The organism is Micromonospora sp. BQ11, assembly GCF_052068135.1.
Taxonomy (GTDB): domain Bacteria; phylum Actinomycetota; class Actinomycetes; order Mycobacteriales; family Micromonosporaceae; genus Micromonospora.
The window spans coordinates 432,405-451,015 of sequence record NZ_JBQHDB010000005.1; the positions used below are offsets into that span (position 1 = coordinate 432,405).

At 73.3% G+C, this 18,611-nt stretch carries 20 protein-coding genes and 1 pseudogene; 7 read left to right on the forward strand and 14 right to left on the reverse strand.

Annotated features, from left to right (window positions below; all coding sequences use genetic code 11):
• Positions 1-106: 106 nt before the first annotated feature.
• On the reverse strand, positions 107-1,411 hold the full coding sequence (locus tag ACTMSW_RS14075) for an NAD(P)/FAD-dependent oxidoreductase (protein ID WP_441181035.1): 1,305 nt from the start codon (positions 1,409-1,411) through the stop codon (positions 107-109).
• Between the two features lie 91 nt (positions 1,412-1,502).
• Positions 1,503-3,611 (reverse strand): amylo-alpha-1,6-glucosidase, encoded by a 2,109-nt coding sequence (locus tag ACTMSW_RS14080; protein WP_441181036.1) that lies wholly within the window; start codon positions 3,609-3,611, stop codon positions 1,503-1,505.
• A gap of 192 nt (positions 3,612-3,803) precedes the next feature.
• On the opposite strand from ACTMSW_RS14080, the pseudogene ACTMSW_RS14085 reads away from it, so the two are divergent.
• From ACTMSW_RS14085 to ACTMSW_RS14100, 4 genes and pseudogenes are all read left to right on the forward strand, one after another.
• Positions 3,804-4,049 (forward strand): annotated as a pseudogene (locus ACTMSW_RS14085) (M28 family peptidase); the annotation flags it as partial.
• Positions 4,050-4,227: 178 nt separating this feature from the next.
• Positions 4,228-4,542, forward strand: coding sequence for a hypothetical protein (locus ACTMSW_RS14090; protein WP_441181070.1), 315 nt, complete (start codon positions 4,228-4,230; stop codon positions 4,540-4,542).
• Positions 4,543-4,645: 103 nt separating this feature from the next.
• Positions 4,646-5,734, forward strand: coding sequence for a hypothetical protein (locus tag ACTMSW_RS14095; RefSeq protein ID WP_441181037.1), 1,089 nt, complete (start codon positions 4,646-4,648; stop codon positions 5,732-5,734).
• Positions 5,735-5,836: 102 nt separating this feature from the next.
• A complete protein-coding gene (locus tag ACTMSW_RS14100) occupies positions 5,837-5,998 on the forward strand; it encodes a hypothetical protein (protein ID WP_441181038.1) in 162 nt (53 codons plus the stop codon).
• A 35-nt stretch (positions 5,999-6,033) separates the two neighbouring features.
• Here the strand turns inward: ACTMSW_RS14100 and ACTMSW_RS14105 are convergent, their stop codons facing one another.
• The 7 genes from ACTMSW_RS14105 to ACTMSW_RS14135 all read right to left on the reverse strand — a co-directional run bounded on the left by ACTMSW_RS14105 (position 6,034) and on the right by ACTMSW_RS14135 (position 11,848).
• Positions 6,034-6,603 carry a GNAT family N-acetyltransferase gene (locus ACTMSW_RS14105; RefSeq protein WP_441181039.1) on the reverse strand — a complete coding sequence of 190 codons (570 nt, stop codon included), beginning with the start codon at positions 6,601-6,603 and terminating at the stop codon, positions 6,034-6,036.
• A gap of 147 nt (positions 6,604-6,750) precedes the next feature.
• Positions 6,751-7,044, reverse strand: a complete 294-nt coding sequence (locus ACTMSW_RS14110) for a DUF6510 family protein (protein ID WP_441181040.1) — start codon at positions 7,042-7,044, stop codon at positions 6,751-6,753.
• 41 nt (positions 7,045-7,085) lie between these two features.
• Entirely contained in the window at positions 7,086-7,820 is a 735-nt protein-coding gene (locus ACTMSW_RS14115) for a ferredoxin reductase (protein ID WP_441181041.1), read from the reverse strand.
• The gene (locus ACTMSW_RS14120) at positions 7,817-8,416 is read right to left on the reverse strand and encodes a sulfite oxidase-like oxidoreductase (RefSeq protein WP_441181042.1); all 600 of its coding nucleotides are present in this window, start codon (positions 8,414-8,416) and stop codon (positions 7,817-7,819) included. The genes ACTMSW_RS14115 and ACTMSW_RS14120 overlap by 4 nt, the downstream gene beginning before the upstream one ends.
• Before the next feature lie 61 nt (positions 8,417-8,477).
• A complete protein-coding gene (locus ACTMSW_RS14125) occupies positions 8,478-9,494 on the reverse strand; it encodes a TerC/Alx family metal homeostasis membrane protein (RefSeq protein WP_441181043.1) in 1,017 nt (338 codons plus the stop codon).
• Positions 9,495-9,675: 181 nt separating this feature from the next.
• Positions 9,676-10,668 (reverse strand): glycosyltransferase family 9 protein, encoded by a 993-nt coding sequence (locus ACTMSW_RS14130; protein WP_441181044.1) that lies wholly within the window; start codon positions 10,666-10,668, stop codon positions 9,676-9,678.
• Entirely contained in the window at positions 10,661-11,848 is a 1,188-nt protein-coding gene (locus tag ACTMSW_RS14135) for a glycosyltransferase family 4 protein (RefSeq protein WP_441181045.1), read from the reverse strand. Before ACTMSW_RS14135 ends, ACTMSW_RS14130 begins: the two co-directional genes overlap by 8 nt.
• Before the next feature lie 56 nt (positions 11,849-11,904).
• Between ACTMSW_RS14135 and ACTMSW_RS14140 the strand changes: the two genes are divergently transcribed.
• A complete protein-coding gene (locus ACTMSW_RS14140; protein WP_441181046.1) occupies positions 11,905-13,071 on the forward strand; it encodes a CaiB/BaiF CoA transferase family protein in 1,167 nt (388 codons plus the stop codon).
• Between the two features lie 7 nt (positions 13,072-13,078).
• On the opposite strand, the gene ACTMSW_RS14145 is transcribed toward ACTMSW_RS14140, so the two are convergent.
• Entirely contained in the window at positions 13,079-13,483 is a 405-nt protein-coding gene (locus tag ACTMSW_RS14145) for a DUF2267 domain-containing protein (protein ID WP_441181047.1), read from the reverse strand.
• Between the two features lie 155 nt (positions 13,484-13,638).
• Between ACTMSW_RS14145 and ACTMSW_RS14150 the strand changes: the two genes are divergently transcribed.
• Positions 13,639-13,908 (forward strand): DUF2795 domain-containing protein, encoded by a 270-nt coding sequence (locus tag ACTMSW_RS14150; RefSeq protein ID WP_441181048.1) that lies wholly within the window; start codon positions 13,639-13,641, stop codon positions 13,906-13,908.
• A gap of 356 nt (positions 13,909-14,264) precedes the next feature.
• Here ACTMSW_RS14150 and ACTMSW_RS14155 read toward each other — a convergent pair whose 3' ends face one another.
• From ACTMSW_RS14155 to ACTMSW_RS14165, 3 genes are read right to left on the reverse strand one after another with little or no spacing between them, the layout of a single operon-like run.
• The gene (locus ACTMSW_RS14155; RefSeq protein WP_441181068.1) at positions 14,265-14,915 is read right to left on the reverse strand and encodes a hypothetical protein; all 651 of its coding nucleotides are present in this window, start codon (positions 14,913-14,915) and stop codon (positions 14,265-14,267) included.
• A 55-nt stretch (positions 14,916-14,970) separates the two neighbouring features.
• On the reverse strand, positions 14,971-15,942 hold the full coding sequence (locus ACTMSW_RS14160) for a pirin family protein (protein WP_441181049.1): 972 nt from the start codon (positions 15,940-15,942) through the stop codon (positions 14,971-14,973).
• A 44-nt stretch (positions 15,943-15,986) separates the two neighbouring features.
• Positions 15,987-16,946: a hypothetical protein gene (locus tag ACTMSW_RS14165; RefSeq protein WP_441181050.1), complete on the reverse strand. Its 960-nt coding sequence runs from the start codon at positions 16,944-16,946 to the stop codon at positions 15,987-15,989.
• 98 nt (positions 16,947-17,044) lie between these two features.
• Between ACTMSW_RS14165 and ACTMSW_RS14170 the strand changes: the two genes are divergently transcribed.
• Complete coding sequence (locus ACTMSW_RS14170; protein WP_441181051.1) at positions 17,045-17,986, forward strand: MerR family transcriptional regulator; 942 nt, start codon at positions 17,045-17,047, stop codon at positions 17,984-17,986.
• An 88-nt stretch (positions 17,987-18,074) separates the two neighbouring features.
• Here ACTMSW_RS14170 and ACTMSW_RS14175 read toward each other — a convergent pair.
• The coding region (locus tag ACTMSW_RS14175; RefSeq protein ID WP_441181052.1) for a hypothetical protein at positions 18,075-18,611 on the reverse strand (537 nt) is incomplete at its 5' end.

Consider the following 18,611-nt stretch of genomic DNA (forward strand, 5'->3'; position numbering starts at 1 on the left):
CGGTCGCTGTTATGGGCTCTAATGTTCGTTACGCACCGACAGAACATGCAAGATCGCGGGGCTGGTCGGGGCGCGGCGCGCGGGGTGGGCGGGGGCGCGGGCCTGGTCAGCGGGTGGCGTGGACGGGGATCTCGGGTGAGGAGCTCTCCAGTGGGACGGTGTTCGCCGGGACGAGACCGAGTTGCACGGCCGGGCGGGTCAGGGCGGCGTCGAGGAGCCAGTCGGCGCCGACGCGCGCCCGGTTGCCGGGCATGGCCAGCAGGTGGTAGCCCCGGGTGACGGCCTTGGCGGGCAGCCCGGCCAGCGGCACCTGGAGCGGGTTCGCGGCGGCGTCCTTGCCCCCGAGGTCGACCACCCAACCGAGGTCGTGGTGCTTGTACGTCCTGCGCCGCCCCATCCCGTACGAGGCGGCGATGTTGCGCGCGGCCAGCTTGCCCTGCCGCTGGGCGTGCTGGGCGGTCATGGTGCAGATCTCGCCGGGACGGGTCACGTCGGGCACCGCTGCGGCGTCGCCGCAGGCGTACACCTCGGGGAAGCCGGGGACGTTCAGGAACTCGTCGGTGACGAGGCGCCCCTTCTCGGTACGCAGGCCCAGGTGGGAGACGAACGGGTCGGGGCGCACGCCCACGCACCAGACCAGGGTGCAGGTCGGGACGTAGTCGCCGTCGGTGAGCTTGACCCCGTCCGCGGTGGCCTCCGCGACCGAGGTGCCCATCCGGACGTCGACGCCGCGCCGGTCGAGCACCCTGTGGGCGGTCTTCGACATGCGCTCGTTCAATTCGGGCAGCGCACGCGGGGCGACGTCCAGCAGCATCCACCGGGGACGGATCTTGAGGCGGGTCCGGTGGCGGGTCAGGGCGTCGGTGAAGAGTTGCCCGTGCGCGGCGACCTCGGTGCCGGTGTAGCCGGCGCCGACGACCACGAAGGTGGCGCGGGCCCGCTGCTCGTCCGGGTCCTCCGCCTGCTCGGCCAGCTCGATCTGCCGGACGACGTGGTCGTGCAGGAACAGCGCCTCGGGCAGGCTGCGGAAGCCGTGCGCGTACTCGGTCACGCCGGGGATGGGCAGCAGCTTGTTGACGCTGCCGACGGCGAGCACCAGCCGGTCGTACGCGAGGCGGTTGTGGTCCCCCTCGGGTTGGGTGAAGCCGACCCAGCGGTTCTGCAGGTCGACGTGGTCGGCCTCGCCGACGACGACCCGTACGCCGGGCAGGGTCCCCGCGAGCGGCACGGAGATCCGGGTCGGCTCGACCACACCGGCCGCCACCTCGGGCAGCAGCGGCAGGTAGAGGAAGTAGTCGGTGGCGTTGAGGACCACGATCTCGGCCCGGCCCTTCGCCAGCCGGCTCAGCGTCTTCGCCGCGTGGTAACCGGCGAACCCGGCCCCCACGATCACCACACGAGGTTTCGTCATTTCGGCCCCGTTCCCATCGCCGGGGCGGACAAACGTGGCAGGTCGGGCAACAATCGCAGGGGTGTGGCCACCCGACGGCCGGCCGGCGCCCTCAGCCCTGGGCGAGCCGGACGTGCCCGGCGCGGCCCACGGCCTCCACCTCCCACACCTGCCCGAAGGCGCGGACCCGCTCGACGGTGATCCGGCCCACCTCGGGCGGAATGTCCGGGTCGACGGTCAGACGGCCGTCGACCGGGTTGAGCCCCACCATGGCCCGCGCCAGCGCCAGCGGCGCACCCGCCGCCCACGCCTGCGGGCTGCACGCGGTGGGGTATGGAACGGCGAACAGGGTCCGCTCACGGGCGTACCCGCTGAGCGCCTCCGGCAGCCGGTGGTCGAACTGCTCGGCCGCCTCCAGCAGTGCCATGCTGACCCGGTTGGCCTCGGCGCGGTAGCCGTAGCGGGCCAGCCCCAGCACGGCGAGGGAGTTGTCGTGCGGCCAGACGGTGCCGAGGTGGTATCCGAGCGCCCGGTACGGCCGGTCCTCCCGGGACAGGGTGCGGATGCCCCAACCGGAGAACATGTCCGGGTGCATCAGCTGGCGGACCACCGCCCCGGCGTGCTCGGGGGGCACGATGCCGCTCCACAACAGGTGACCCATGTTGGAGGTCTTCGAGTCGATGCGGTTCTTGTCCCCGTCGAGGCCGGTGGCGTAGAAGCCGCCCCGCTCCTCGATCCAGAAGTCGCGGTTGAACCGGTCGAAGAGGTCGGCGGCGTCCGCGCGCAGTCGCTGCGCCAGCGTGGGGTCGGCCAGCGGACCGTCCGCCAGCTCGGCGAGGCGGAGCTTCGCGTCGTACGTGTAGCCCTGCAGGTCGCTGGTGGCGATCGGCAGCACCGGGATCCGCCCGTCGGAGAAGCACACCCCGTCCGGGGAGTCCCGCCAGCACTGGTTGCCCAGCCCCTCGGGTGAGCGGGTGCCGTACTCGACGTAGCCGTCGCCGTCACGGTCTCCGAACTCGTCGATCCAGCGCAGCGCCGCGAGGGCGTTGTCGCGCAGCGACCGGACCAGGTCGTCATCCCCACTCCACCGCCAGTACTCCGACAGCAGGATCAACCAGAGCTGGGTGGCGTCGGCGGTGCCGTAGTTGGGGTTGTACGGCTTGACGCCGGTACGGGTCAGCTCGCCACTGCGGAACTCGTGCAGGATCTTGCCCGGCTCCTCGTCGGTGAAGTCGTCGCAGGTGCGCCCCTGGAGCCCGGCGAGCGCCACGAGCGCCCCCTTCGCCAGGGCCGGCCCGGCCACCAGGGTCTGGTACGCGGTGATCAGCGTGTCCCGGCCGAACACGGTGAGGAACCACGGCAGGCCGGCACCGGGCAACATCACCCGCTGCCCGCGGATCTCCAGGTCGAGCCGGAGGGCGGCGAGGTCGAAGCGGGAGCGGTTGGTGGTTCGCTCCACCACCGGATTGTCGCTGTGCAGGACGGTCCGCCCCTCCACCCAGCGGCGCAGCGGGTTGTCGGTGGACCGGTGGACCACCTGGGCGATGTCCCCACCGAGGGGATCGATCATCACGCGGTTCCCCTTCGGCAGAGGAACGACGAGGTCGACCTGCCATCCCTCGCGGGATGCGAGGTCGATCTCCCAGACCAGGTCGTCGCCCTCGACGCGGGTGGCTGGCGGGTCGCAGCGGACACGGGCGGAGGCGTCGAACCCGTCGGCCGCGTAGCGGAAGCACAGCTCCTCCGACGTGTGCGAGCGGGCGATCCGGCCCGAGCGGTCCCGTACCCCGGACTTGATCTCGAACAGGTCAGCGAAGTCCGCACCGACGGACAGCCGCAGCTCCACGCGGACCGGCTCGGCCCCGAAGGACAGCATCTCGATCCGCTCGTGGAAGTTGTCTGCGACGTAGCGCAGGCGGCGGGCGGCGAGGCTGTCCGGCGGCAGGTCGGATGTCCCGGGGTTGGTGAGCATGAACTCGGCCGAGTAGTGGTCGATCGTCTCCCCACGCAGCGCCAGCAGCCGGGCCCCGTTGACGGTGACCACCCAGCCGCTGAGCAGGCGGGTGTCCAGGTGGACGAGCCCACCGATGCTGCCCGGCGGCACGTCCCCACAGGTGTCGGAGTACATGAACGTGGGGCCACTGACCACGGCGATCGAGTTCGTGCCCAGCTCCGGTGGCATGGCGCGCTGGTCCCCGGGCTCCCGGCTCGGTGTGGTCACGCCGGGGCACGGTTCGACGGGCGTCGGACGCACGGCAGCCATGCACCCACCGTAGGAAGGCGCGGGCAGCGGCGTCATCACCCGGTCCGGGTGAACCCAGAGATTCATTGCTGCCGATATGGAAGCATCGGCGCCGCCCGGAACTGGATCCACGACCGCCTGCGGGAGTACGCCGCCGCGTCCGACGACCGGATGACGGTGGAACTGCAGTCCTACGTGCAGGAGCCGGCGCCCCGGATCCCCACGGCCGCCCGGATCACCAACGTCGTGGCGACGCTGCGCGGGGAGACGTCGCCGAACCGGGTGTACGTGGTGACCGGGCACTACGACTCCCGCGCCACCGACGTCTCGGACGCGGTCAGCGATGCACCCGGCGCCGACGACGACGCCTCCGGCGTGGCCCTGCTGATGGAGCTGGCCCGGGTGATGGCGACCCGCCGGCCGGCCGCCACCATCGTGTTCGCCGCGGTGGCCGGCGAGGAGCAGGGCCTGGCCGGCCGGCCGCTTCACCGAGCCGAACGAGGACTTCGCCCACCAGCACCAGGACGTCCGGCTGGTCGACGGCAAGCAGTACGGCGACCTGCCGGAGTTCTGCGACTTCGCGTACATCACCCGGGTGACCCGGGTCAACGGCGCGGTGCTCTGGTCCCTCGCCCGCGCCCCCGGGACGCCGAAGGGCGTGGTCGTGGTGACCACCAACCTCACCAACGACACGACGTTGCGCTGGCAGCGCGGTGACGAGCCGGACCTGGCCGGGTACGAGGTGGTGTGGCGGGAGACCACCGCGCCGGAGTGGCAGAAGGTCATCGAGGTCGGCGACGTCACCGAGACGACGATCGACCTGCCGAAGGACAACGTCTTCTTGGGCGTACGGGCGGTGGGGCGCGACGGGCACCGCTCTCCGGTGGCGTTGCCGAAGCCGGGCAGCTGACAGCGACGCACTCCCGACAGGTAACCGCTCGATAGCGGACAGTGAGCGTCTCGGTGGCGGCGCACGCTCTGCGACGACAACGGCTCTCGTCACAGGAGGACAGATGCGCATCCGTCCGCTCGCCGCCGCCGCGTTGACCGCCGCGCTGGCAGCCGGTGCCCTCGCGCCGGCCGCCCCGGCCACGGCGGCCACCGCCGACCGCTGGGGCTTCGCGTACGTCAAGGACCCCACCGTGCCGGCGTGGACCGTGCTCGACACGACCCGCCAGTGGGGCAGTTGGAAGACGGCCTTCCCGGCCGCGTGGGCGCAGGGCGCCAAGCTCGCCCCGGGCCGGTTCCTGGTCCGGTTCCCGCAGGTCGGCCTCGGGTCGCGCGGCGTGCCGCACGTGACGCCGGTGAACCGCACCGGCCACTACTGCGAGGTGGTGCGGTGGTACCAGTCCGGGGCGGACGAGATCGTGGACGTGCAGTGCCACAAGCCCGGCGGCGAGCGCGACGACACCCCGTTCACCGTGCTGTGGACAACCAGTTCCGGAGTGCTGCCCGCCGGCACCGCACACGCGTACGCGCAGGTGACCGCCGGCGCCGCGCTCGCCCAGTCGTACAACTCGACCGGTGCGGCGAACGGGGTCGGACCGGCGGGCGTCGGGCAGTACGCGGTGAAGCTTCCCGGGGTGGGCCTGGCCGGCGTGCTCGCCGGGAACGTGCAGGTGACCGCGGTGCAGCCCAACGCGGGGCCGCGGCGGTGCAAGGTGCTGAACTGGTTCGCCTCCGGCACCGACGTGACGGTGTACGTGTCCTGCTTCGACCAGACCGGCACCCTGACGAACAACGACTTCACGCTGTCGTACCACCGGCGGCGGTCGGTGATCGGCTCGGTGGCCCCGCCGACGCGCTTCGGCTACCTCGGCACGGCCGTCGGCGGCGCGACCAACGACAATTCGGTGCTCGGCGTCGGCGCGAACACGATCGGTGCGCTGGCGCCGGCGGGTCGCTACCTGGCGACGTTCAAGCAGCTCGGTGTCAAGGAGACGCACGCCCAGGTGGTCGCGCAGGGGGCCGGTGCGAACTACTGCCACCTCACCCAGCCCTGGTCGTACGACCTGGACGCGGCGGTCGACGTGGTCTGCTTCGACAACGCCGGAGTAATCACTCCGTACCGCTTCCTCGCCGCGTTCACCTCGCGCGTCTGACCACCGGTCGGGTCCGGGTAACCCGCATCGGGTGGGGTCCGCTCACCCGGTACGGGCGCACGGTGGTGCTCTCGGAGCCCGCACGACGAGGAGGCAACGGCCATGAGCACCCCCATGTCGAACGACCAACGACAGCCGATCTACCTGCAGCAGAGCGGTCGCAAGCAGCTCACGTCCCGGCAGCGACGGCGCGTCGAACAGAAGCAGGGCCGCATCGAGCGCCTCGGCGTCCAGCGCCGGGAAGCGCGTGGCCCCGGTCGCTGACCGCCCCACCTCACCCGTCGATCAAGAGGTTCGCGTCAGCTTCCCGCCGGATGCTGACGCAAACCTCTTGATCGACCTGGTGGGTCGGCCGGGGCGGTGATCGCCCAGCGTTCGTGGTCGCGCCAGGCCCCGTCGATGAAGAGGTAGTCCGGGGAGAAGCCCTCGAGCCGGAAGCCGAGCTTGCGCGCCACCGCCCGGGACGGCTCGTTGCCCGGCTGGATGTTGGCCTCCAACCGATGCAGGCCCAGCGCGGTGAACGCGTGGTCGACGACCAGGCCGATGCCGGTCGACGCGTGTCCCGTGCCACTGAACGGCAGGAACGCGGCGTAGCCCAGGAAGCCGCCGCGCAGGGCGCCCAGGATGATGGCGCTGATGTTCGCGTACCCGGCGATCGCCCCGCTGGCCCGGTCGCAGATCAGGTAGCCGGAGTGGTCCCGGCGACGCACCTTGGCCAGGTACGCCGCGTACGCCGTCGGGTCGGCGGGAGCGTTCAGCCACGGGTGGTGCAGTTCCCGGCTGCGCCGGGCGGCGGCGGTGAACTCCGCCTCGTCGGCGGGCCGGGGCCGCCGGATCCCGACCGCGCCGGCCGTCCGCAGATACCTCACGGCCGACACTCTGACCGGCACCCCCACCACCTGTCCAACCCAATCCCTCCACCGGCCCGCCGCCCCGTAGCCGACAAAAGCCCTGTCCGAGCGACCAAAAGTGCACGATCGCGAGGGAGAGAGGGCCCGCGCGGGGAGGGGCGGGGGTCAGAGGGGGCGGGGGTGGGGTTGGTCCAGGGGCATCGGGACCTGGAGGAACGTCGTGCCGCGCAGGTCGAACCAGGCCCGGTCGGGGGCGCGGACGAGGCGCAGCATCACCTCGGTGCAGACCGGACAACGCCCGACCAGCCCGGGTGCGTGCGGATAGACCTGCAGTCCGGCCATCGGGCCAACCGTCCCGCAGTGGTCGCAGCGGCCGGTGGCGCTGCTCAGGTCGACGGCGAACAGCTCCCGCAGCGGGCCGTCCAGCATGTTGCCGTCCAGGTACGACATGTCGGTCATCGTTTCCCCTCCTGCGTCGCCACGGTCCGGTGACGACGACGTCAGCCGGCGGGTCCGAACCGTTCGGTCTTCACCCGCCGGGTCTGGTGACCCAGTCCGACCAGCAGGTCGGCCACCGTCTCCACGAACCCGGTCGGCCCGCACACGTAGCAGAGCGGTTCCAGGTCGGGCGGCCAGCCGTGCGTGTTGACGTCCGCGATGCCGACCCGATGCGGCTCCCCCCGCCAGCCCTCGGGCGCCTCGCGGGTGTACACGTACGCCACGTCGAGGCCGAAGTCGTCGCGGGCGCGGCGGCGCAGTTCGTCGGCGTAGATCACGTCAGCCGGGGTGCGCACCGAGTAGAGCAGCCGGAACGGCACCCGGCTGCCGGCGGCGCGGCGGGCGCGGACCATGGCCATCAGCGGGACGACCCCGGAGCCGCCCCCGACGAGCAGCACCGGCGCGGTCTCCTCGGGCCGCCAGACGAACCAGCCGCCGACCGGCCCACGCACCTCCACCGGGTCGCCCTGCGTCCACGCGTCGATCAGGTACGGCGACACCTCGCCGTCGGCGACCCTCTGCACGGTCAGCTCGATCCGGCTGCCGTCGGCGGGGCCGGCCAGCGAGTACGACCGACCGGCCTGGTAGCCGTCCGGGGCGGTGAGTCGCACGTCGAGGTGCTGCCCCGGCAGGTGACCCGGCCAGTCGGGTACGTCGAGCACGAGGGTGTGCGCGGTCGGCGTCTCGACCCGGCGCTCGACGAGCCGGGCGACCTGCCACCGCAGCGGGGCGGTCAATCGCCCTGGTACCGCTGCTCACGCCACGGGTCACCGTAGTCGTGGTAGCCGGCGGTCTCCCAGAACCCGGGCTGGTCGCTCGTCGTCAGGCGGATGCCCCGCACCCACTTGGCGGACTTCCAGAGGTACAGGTGCGGCACGAGCAGCCGGGCCGGGCCGCCGTGCTCGGCGGGCAGCGGGCCACCGTCGTACGTGTGGGCCACCCAGGCCCGCCCGCCGCGCAGGTCGGCCAGGGGCAGGTTGGTGGTGTAGCCGCCGTACGAGTGGGCCTGCGCGTAGTGGGCGTCGGTGTCCACGCCCTCGAGGAGGGTGTCCAGCGAGACCCCGCCCCAGGTGGTGTCCCGCTTCGACCAGCGGGTGACGCAGTGCAGGTCCACCGTCGGGGTCTCCTGGGGCAGCGTCATCAACTCGTTCCAGGTCCACCGGAACTCCGCGCCGGTCTCGGTGGTGATGACGAACTCCCAGGTCTCCGTCGGCACCTTCGGTGTCGGGCCGGCGGAGAGGACGGGGAAGTCCTCGGTCAGGTACTGCCCCGGCGGCAGGGCCGGCTCCGCCGAGCGGGGCCGGCCCTGGAAGCCCGGTGACACGATTCCCATCCGTCAGTCGTACCACCTACGGTGTGCCGTCGGCCGGAGAACGGCCGGGGCGGGCGACACGTCAGCGCTGCTCGACGACGACCTCTTCCCGCTTCCCGTCGTGGCGGGTGGCGCGCAGGCTGGTGAGAGTAACGGCGACGAGAACGGCGACGATGACGGCGAGGGACAGCTCGGTGGGGATCTCCGGCACGCCCGACCAGATGCCGTGCGCCCAGTGCAGGCCCAGCTTGACGCCGATGAACGCCAGGATGATCGCCAGGCCGTAGCTGAGGTGCACCAGACGGCTGAGCGCGGCGTGCAGGACGAAGTAGAGCGCACGCAGGCCCAGCAGGGCGAACGCGTTGGTGGCGAAGACCAGGTACGGGTCCTCGGTGATGCCGTAGACGGCCGGCACCGAGTCGACGGCGAAGACCACGTCGGTGGCGAGCACCGCCACCGTGACCAGCGCCAGCGGGGTGAGCGCCCGCTTGCCGTCCACCCGGACGGTCAGCCTCGTGCCCTGGTACTCCTCGGTGACCGGCATGAACCGGCGCAGCAGGCGCACCGAGCGCATCTTGCTGATGTCGACCTCCTGCTCGTGCCCGGAGAGGGCGTCGCGCAGCAGCTTCACCGCGGTGACGAGCAGGATCACCGCGAAGAGCAGGAAGGCGAAGTCGAGGGTCTGCAGGGCGGCGGCGCCGAGGGCGATGAAGATCGCGCGCAGGACCAGCGCACCGGCGATGCCGTACAGCAGCACGCGCTGGGCGAGCACGGCCGGCACGGCGAACGCGGCGAGCAGCAGCATGAAGACGAACAGGTTGTCGACCGAGAGGGACTTCTCGACCAGGTAGCCGGTGAGGTAGTCGAAGCCCTGCTTCGAGCCGAACTCGGCCCAGATCCACGCGCCGAAGGCAAGCGGGAGGGCGACGTAGAAGGCCGACCAGCCCAGCGCCTCACGGAGGGACACCTCGTGCGGCTTGCGGGTGACGAGGAAGTCCAGCACCAGCAGCGCGAGCACGCCGGCGATGGTGACGCCCCACAGGGTGGGAGTACCCACCGAGGTGATCTCGGTGGCAGCAAGATATGACGGACCGGACATGGGGCCTCCTCGAACACCGTGACATGTTCGAGGTCTCCTTCACCCACATATCGTGGGCAACCACCCGGGGAAGGCTCAGAGGCCCGCCGTACTGACCGGAATGGTTCGTGGGAAGTACTCCCCTCGCCGCCACCACATTAGGCCAGGCTCAGTCGGCCCGCCAAGCGGGGCACGCCGGGTGTCACGCGCCCCGGGTCACCGCCGCCAGGACGGTGCCGACGTCCAGGTCCGCCATGCACGCCGGCCCGGCCGGGTCCAGCGGGCACCGCGCCTGCCACCAGCAGGGTTGTTCGGTGATCGCGGTGGGCCGTCGGTGCGCACAGTCGGGCAGCCCCTGCAGGTCGAGGTCACCGGTTCCGTACCGCCGCGCGTCGGTGGGTCCGAACAGCCCGACGGTCGCGGCGCCGGCCGCGGCGGCCAGCCGCACCGGTCCGGTGTCGGGACCGACCACCACGCCATCCCGCCGTCCCACGGCGGCGAACTGCCCGGCGAGGGTGGGCAGGTCGACGCGGGGCAGCGGCACGCCGAGCGGTGCCTCGGGGTCGACCGGGCCGACGGTGAGCACCGGGTGGCCGCGCCGGGTCAGCTCGCCGGCCAGGGTCTGCCAGTGCCGCCACGGCCAGCGTTTCACCGCCATCCCGGCGTCGGTGACCAGCACCACCGGCGGCGCGAGCGGCTCACCCACCAGCCGGGCCACCGTCCGCTCCCCCGCCCGGTGCGCCTCGTCGCCGATGTGCACCCGGGGCCGGGCCGTCCGGTCGGCCGGGTCCAGCAGCCCCTCGGCGTGCAGGATCTCCAGGTAGCGGTGGCCGACCGGCTGGTCCGGCGGCGGCTCGCGCCACAGGTTCGTCACGGCGCGGGTGGCGGCGGCCTCCAGCAGGTCCGGGATCCCGTCGTAGCGGGTGGTGCTGACCGCCAGGTCGGGCCGCCGCGCCGCGAGGGCCGCCAGGACCGCCTCCCGCTCGGCGCCGGGGCGGTCGTGCCGGGGCGTGCGCACCTCGGCCACCACCGGGTCGACGCGCACCAGGTCGGCGCCCGGGTCGTGGGTGAGGACCCGCAGCCGCGCGCCCGGGTTGCGACGGGCCAGCCCGTGCACCGCCGGCAACAGCATCAGCAGGTCGCCGATCCCGCCGAGCAGATCGACCACCAGGATGTCCGCGTACCGCTCAGGCACCGGCCCACCCGAGGGTCCGCGCGTAGAGGTCGCGGTGCGCGGCGGCCACCCGGGGCCAGGAGTACGCGGCGGCGAACGCGCGTCCCCGCTCGGCGAGCCGTCGCCGCAGGACCGGGTCGGCGAGCAGCCGGGACACCGTACGCGCGATGGCGCCGCTGTCCCGGCGAGCCCGGACCACCGCCACCGCCCCGCTGCGGTGCAGGTCGTCCGGGTCCTCGTCGGGCACGGTGACGGCGGTCGGCACGCCGTGCGCCAGCGCGGCGAGCAGGGCACCGCTCTTGGTGCTCACCCCGGCGGTGAACGGCAGCACCGCGACGTCGGCGGCGTGCAGCACGGCCGAGACCCGCTCCCTCGGCACGTGGTCGGTGAAGGTCACCGCGCCGGCCACGCCGTGGTCGGCGGCGAGCGCGGTCAGCTCGGCACGGAACGCACCGGCCTCCGGTTCGGGCAGGGCCTGCGAGGCGAAGCCGCCCACCACCAGCAGCCGCAGGTCGGGGTGGGTGCGCCGCAGCTCGGGCAACGCCTCGATGAGGTAGCGCACCCCCTTCACCGGGTGCACGAAGCCGAAGAAGACCAGCACCGGCGCACCCTCGGGCAGGCCCAGCTCCGCCCGCAGCCGGTGCCCGGCGGTGGCCGCGCCGACCTCGTCGACGACGTTCGGGGCGATCGGGACGTACGTGGGTTCGCGCCCGGTGCGCTCCCGCACCAGGGCCGCGTGGCCCGGGTTGGTGACAACCACCGCCGCGCTGGCCGGCACCAGCCGGCCGGTCTCCCGGTCCCAGCGCCCGGTCCGCTCCACCCTCGACCAGACGCGGCCGGGCAGCCATCCGGGCCACGCCCACCCGCCGTACTCGTGGACGGTGGTGACCAGCGGCACCCGCCGGGGCAGCCGCAACGGCAGCAGTCCGGCCTGGCCGCAGAACCGGTACGCCGACGGCGCGAACTGCACGTGCGCCAGGTCCGGGGCCAGCTCGCGGACCCGGCGGGCGGCCCGGGCGGCGGCCGTACGCCAACCGCCCCGCTCCCGGGTCGGCCGCAGCGGCACCGGCGTCACCTCGACGTCCACCTCGCCGAGCGCGTCGACGAGGTGCGTCACGTAGTCACTGACGCCGTCGGCATCGGGCCGGCCGGGGCCGTGCAGCATGGCCACCCTGATCACGCCACTCCCCCGATCCACCACCCCCCGCGCGTTCCCGGCCCCTTACCCGGCAAACGCGAAACGCCTATGGTGGCCCGATGACGGACGACGCGGCGGCCGGGCCCCTCGCCGGCGTACGGGTGATCGAGCTGGCCGGCATCGGTCCGGGCCCGTTCACCGCGATGATGCTGGCCGACCTGGGCGCCGACGTGGTCCGGGTGGACCGGGTGGGCGACGTGGACCCCGCCGCGTTCGGCACGCCGCACCCGGACCTGCTGAACCGGGGCCGCCGCTCCATCGCGGTGGACCTGAAGTCCGCCGGTGGGCGGGAGGCGGTCCTCGCGCTCGTCGCCGGCGCCGACGCGCTGATCGAGGGCTTCCGGCCGGGAGTGACCGAGCGGCTCGGCCTGGGACCGGCCCACTGTCACGCGGTCAACCCCCGGCTGGTGTACGGGCGGATGACCGGCTGGGGTCAGGACGGGCCGGCCGCCCCGTACGCGGGGCACGACATCGACTACCTGGCGCTGACCGGCGCGCTGCACGGCATCGGTCGGGCCGGCGAGCGTCCGGTGCCGCCGATGAACCTGCTCGGTGACTTCGGTGGCGGCGGCATGATGCTCGCCCTGGGCCTGGTCTCCGCCCTGTACGCGGTGCGCGGCGGCGCCCCCGGCCAGGTGGTGGACGCGGCCATCGTGGACGGTGTGGCGGTGCTCAGCACCCAGATCCACGCGCTGCGCCGCCTCGGCATGTGGCAGGACCCGCGCGGGGTCAACCTGCTCGACGGCGGCGCACCGTTCTACGACACGTACGAGTGCGCCGACGGGAAGCACCTCGCGGTGGGCGCGCTGGAGCCGCGCTTCTACGACGAACTGGTGCGGCGTACCGGGTTCCCGCTGTACCCGGACGAGGCGTTGGACCGCACCGACCCGGCGAACTGGCCGGCGCTGCGCGAGTCGTGGGGCCGGCTCTTCCGGACCCGCACCCGGGACGAGTGGACGGCGCTGCTGTCCGCGTCCGACGCGTGCGTGGCTCCCGTCCTGGACTGGACCGAGGCGCCGGAGCACCCGCACCTGGCGGCCCGTGGCACGTACACGGAGCGGGACGGCGTCGTCCAGCCGGCCCCGGCGCCGCGCTTCTCCGGCACCCCGACGGCACTGCGCCGGCCGCCGCCGCAGCCCGGCGAGCACACCGACGAGCTGCTGGCCGAGGCGGGCTTCGACGCCGACCGGATCGCCGCCCTCCGCACGAGCCACGCCGTCGCCTGAGAGCGCGTCAGGAGTAGCGCAGGGTCGCTCCGGGCGCCATCGCCGGCTCCACCATGTCCCGGTAGTCCCGCGGGAACTGCACCGCCACGTCGTCGAACTCGGCGCCGGTGATCGCCTCCCGCAGCGTCGTGAAGACCGCCCGCGCGGCACCCCGGGCCGTCTCCTCGTCGACCCGGGCGCGCGCCGCCACCCGGGCCACGAACTCGGCCGCGCCGAAACGCTCCGCCGCCTCCCCACCGCCCTTCACCACCAGTTGCAACGGCTGGGGCAGTTGCACGGCCAGGTCCAGCACCTCGCCGCCGGTGAGCCGGTCGGCGAGCGTCTCCAACGTCGCCCGGGTCAGCTCCACCGCCTGCTCCGACGACGTACCGGTGCGCCGGGCCACCTGGACGACGAAGGTGTCGTAGTTCATACGTACTCCTCGAAAGGGCTGGTCGGGGCCCGCGGTTACCCGCGGCCCGGGCCGGGAAACGGCCGCGGTTTTTCCGACACCGGCGGCGTGAGACCCGGGCGGGCGGGTAACCGCCGCCGGTCGTGACCGCATCCATGCCACGAGGAGCCGACACCATGGCGACGTACGCCGACGTGCTGCAGTACCTGTCGAGCCTGGACTACCCGGCCGAGAAGGACGACGTGGTACGTGAGGCCGAACGCGAGGGTGCCCCGCCGGACGTGCTGAAGGCGTTGCGGGCGCTGCCGCCGGTCGACTACGCCAACGGCACCGAGGTGGCCCGCTCGGCGAGGATCGAGACCGCGCCGGAGGTCGATGCGACGCAGCGGAACCTCCAGGCTCGGGAGCCGCACACGCGCGTGTCGCAGCACCTGCGCCGCATCTGAGCGATACGGACCCGCGCCGGCCGCGTGGCCCCTGCGTGACGGGCATTTCCCGCCGCCGTCCAGCCACTGCCCCGGGGCTGGCCGGTGGCGTCCCGCTGACCACGGGTGAAATCCGGCGGGCCGGCCTGCGGACGTGACAGCAGCGGACAGGGGGGCGCCCCGGGTCGCGAACCGCGTCCCGGGGCGCCACCCCACGAACCTGTCCCCGATGCTGCGCGCCCCGAACCGGGACCTCACCACCAGGCGGTTGATGTACGCCTGAACCAGGCGGGCATCACTGCCGGGACCATCATACGACGACACATCATCCGAACGGGTAACAGTTTCAGAACTGTGGGCCGAAGCACGTTCCGCCATCAGGTGCTCAGCTCCGCGTAGCTCTTCTCCAGGTCCACCCGGGCCAGCGATCCCACCAGCCAGGCGAGTCGCTCGGACTCGCCGCTGCCGGCCAGCCCCGCGAGGTCGTCGGCGGACCGGCCGAGCCCCAGCCGGCGGGCCGCGACGAGCGCCCGCCGGTCGGCGACGGGTGCGACCTCCCGCCACAGCGCCTGCGCCTCGCGGAGGAACAGGTCGGCGACGGCGGCGTCCACACCGGGCAGCGCGGTGAGCAGTTCCCGCTCCCGGGCCGGGTCGTGGTGGGCCACCGCGCGCAGGCGGCGCAGGTCGCCCCGGTACTGCTCGACCACACTGCGGGCCAGGTCGCCGAGCGTGTCGGCGAGGGCGTCGACGTCACCGCGCTGACCGCCCTCGCGCAGCACCCGGACCCGGTCGGCGTGCAGGGACCGGGCCAGCCGGGCGGCGCTGTCCCAACCCTGGGCGGGAAGGGCGTGCGCGCTGTCCACGGCACGCCGGAAGTCACCCCGGCGGGCCAGCAGCACGGCCAGGCAGAGGATCTGGAACAGACTCGACGGGTTGTTGGTGACCCGGAAGCCGTACTGCTCGGCGAATCCGCGCCCGCCGCCGGCCAGGCGGCGGACCAGGCGCTTCTTGTCCTCGGTACGGGACATGGAGATGCTCGACATGCCGGCGACTACCCGTCCGGTCGCCGGCCACGCCTGCCGGTCAGCCGTGCAGGTTGCCGTTGCGGTCGCGGGCCTTGAGGCGGGTGGTGGGCAGCTCCGGGGCGGGCAGCGGCGGCGCCGGGTCGCCGACGACCGTGCCGAACCGCCGTCCGGCCATCCAGTCCTCCCGGGCGGCGACGACCTCCTCGTGCGAGCGGCCGACGAAGTTCCACCACATCACCAGCGGCTCCTCGAACGGCGTGCCGCCGAGCAGCAGCAGCCGCGAACCCGGCTCGCCGCGCAGGGTCAGCTCCGCGCGCCCGGTGCCGAGGTAGAGCAGCGCGCCGGGCTCGACGCTCACCCCGTCCACCTGGGCCGAGCCCGACATGGCCAGCAGCCCGTACTCGAAGTCCCGCCGCAGCGGCAGCGTCGCCGGGGCCGCGCTCCGTAGCTCCAGTTGCGCGCCGAGCAGCGGGGTGTGCACGACGGCCGGGGACCGCTCGCCGGCCAGCTCGCCGACGAGCACCGTCACGTCGAGGTCGCCGTCGACGAAGCGGGGCAGCTCGGCGTAATGGGCGAAGTCGGCCGCGCCGGCCCGCGCCGGATCCGGCAGGGCCACCCACAGCTGCATACCGTGCATCAGCGGCGGGCGCTTCTCCGGCGACCGCTCCGAGTGGCTGATGCCGTGGCCGGAGGTCATCACGTTGAGCTGGCCGGGCCGGATCGGCCGGGTGTTGCCGAGGCTGTCGCGGTGCACGACCTCCCCGTCGAGCAGCCAGGTCACGGTCTGCAGGCCCGAGTGCGGGTGCGGCGGCACCTCCATGCCGGGCCGCTGCGAGACGTCGGCCGGGCCGAAGTGGTCCACGAAGCACCACGCGCCGACCATCCGTCGCTGTCGCTGCGGGAGCAGCCGGCGCACCGTCGTGTAGCGGCCCAGTGGCACGTCGTGACCCGGCAGCAGGACGGTGCCGGGATCGACCGTCGCCACGCCGGGTGGTCGGGTCTGTGCCGGCATCTTCTCGGTACGCTCCACGGCCCGACTGTACGCCCGGGACACGGTCGGCCGACGGCAATGGGTCAGCCGGCGCCCGCCACGGTGACCGTGTTCACCCCGGCCACCAGATCGACGTACAGCCGGTCAGTGAAGCGGTCCCAGCCTGGTGAGCCGAGCAGCGCGCCGGCGGCCACGCCCCTGGTCCGCTCGCCGTGGACGGCGACCGCACCGGCCCCGGCGGCGGCCCGGACCCGTACCGGCGGGGTGCCGGGGACGACGACGTCGAAGCGGTTCATCCCGCCGGTCATCCGCACGGTCACCGTGCCGGTGATCTCGGGAAGTCGCAGCTCCGTGCGGGTCGCCCCGCCGGCCAGTTCCACTCCGGCCAACCGGGCGGCGGTCAGGTCCAGGCGTTGCTCGGTCACCCCGCCGGCCAGCCGCAACCGCCACGTCACCGCGGAGCTGAGGACCACCTCCGCCGAATGCGGACCGGGCCGGCCACTCGGGGCGAACCGCAGCCGGACCACGTCCCCCCGTACCTCGGCCTCGGCGCGCAGGCCACCGTCCGTGGGCGTGCCGATCCGGTACAGCTCGTCTCCCAGGTCCGCGACCCGCAGGTCCAGTCGGGTCAGCCCGTCCACCAGCTCGAAGGTCGCGCGCCGCCGGCCGGCCAGCGGGGCCGTACCGACCCCGCCCGCCGCGGTCTCCCGCGCCGACGCCTCGGCCGCCGCACCCAGACCGCCCGGCTCGGCGGCCGGCCGCCCGACCGGCCCCGTCCGTGGCCCGGCCGGTTCGCCGCCGGAGAACGCGATGCCCAACCGCTGCGGGTCGGAGAGCGTCACCACCACCGCGACGCCGCCGAGGGCGAGCACCACCAGCGCCGCCGCGATCAGCAGCCGCGCCGAGTACGGCCACGCGGACCGTGCGGCGTCGTCCTCTCCGGGCTTCCCGGCCGGCTCCGCCACGGCGTCCGTCACCGGTGTCGGGACGTCACCGCCCCCCGCGCCCGGACGGCGGTTCTCCTGCTCCCCCGACACCGCCATCGTCTCCCCTTTCACGGTCCCCGTGGAAGGTACGGGTGCGGCGCGTCCGCGGATCACCTCTTGCGTCTCCCGTAGGGGGAGGCGCGAGGCTGGCGGACATGGACGGCGACGCGCTCTACTCGATCGGTGACCTCGCCCGGCGTACCGGCCTGACGGTCAAGGCCATCCGGTTCTACTCCGATCACGGGATCGTGCCGCCGACCGGCCGCACCCCGGTCGGCCACCGCCGCTACGGCACCGAGGCCCTCGCTCGTCTCGACCTCGTCCGTACGCTGCGCGAACTCGGCCTGGACCTGTCCACGGTGCGCAAGGTCGTGGACCGGGACATCCCGCTTTCGGAGGTTGCGGCAGCGCACGCGGAGGCGCTGACCGTGCAGATCCGGACGCTGCGCCTACGCCGTGCGGTGCTCACCGCTATCGCCCGACGCGGAACCACTGCCGAGGAGACGGCTCTCATGCACAGGCTGACCCGACTCACGACGGACCAACGACGACAGCTCGTCAGCGAGTTCCTCGACGCCGTCTTCGGCAGTCTCGACGCCGACGCCGGCTTCGCGGGGATCTTGCGTTCGATGACTCCGGAACTGCCGGACGATCCCGACGCCGAACAGGTCGCCGCGTGGATGGAACTGGCCGAGCTGTCCCGGGACCCGGACTTCCGCGCCGGCATGCGACGGGTGGCCGAGCACTACGCGGCCGACCGCGCCGGCGGCGGTGCCACCGGGGTACGCCGCGACGCCCTCGCCACGGTCCGCGAGGAGGTACACCCGGCCCTGACGGCGGGCATCGACCCCGCCACGCCGGAAGCGGATCCCGTCGTCGCACGGGTCCTGGCCCGGTACGCGGGCCTCTGTGGCCGTCCCGACGGCGTCGACCTCCGGCGGCGGCTGCTGAGCCGGTTGGAGGCCGTCCGCGACCCGCGCCGGGAGCGGTACCTCCAGCTGCTCTCGGTCGTCAACGGATGGCCGGCGACCACGGACAGCCTCCTGCCGACGGTCGACTGGCTCGTCCGAGCCCTGCACACGCGCCCGCTCCGTTAGGCCGTGTCCGGAGACGCCGCTGGCCGGCACCCGGTGTTCGGGTGCCGGCCAGCGGCGTGTTTCCCCCTTAAAGGAAGGTCTGTGATGGTCAGCTGTTCCAGTGCTCGGCCACCAGGTCGGCGGCCTGCTGCTCCCACTGGGCGTAGTGGAAGGGGTAGGCCGAGACCTGAACGGTCTGGGCGGCCTTGGTCAGCGGCATGTCCTGCCAGCCGTCGACCTGCTTGAGGCCCTTCAGGAACGCCATCGTGGAGTACTCCGGGTCGGTGATCTGCTCGACGGTGCCCCAACCCGAGCTGGGGCGCTGCTGGAACAGGCCCTGCGAGTCGTGGTCGTTGCGCTCACCGAGGTGACCCAGGTTCTCCAGCTTCGACTCCTGCAGTGCGGTGGCGATGGCGACCACGGCGGCGCGCTCGTCCATGTCGGCCTTCTTCGTCGCCGCGATGATGGCCTTCACGTTCTTGGTCTGCTCGTCGGACAGGTCGATGCGGGACTGCTCGCCCTGTACACCGTGCGGGACCAGCGTGCCCATGTCCGGCTTGTCGGCCTTGTTGTCGGCCTGGACCGCGACGGTGACCGGGGTGGTCTCGACGGTCGGGGTGGCGGTGGCGGGGCCGGCGTAGATGCC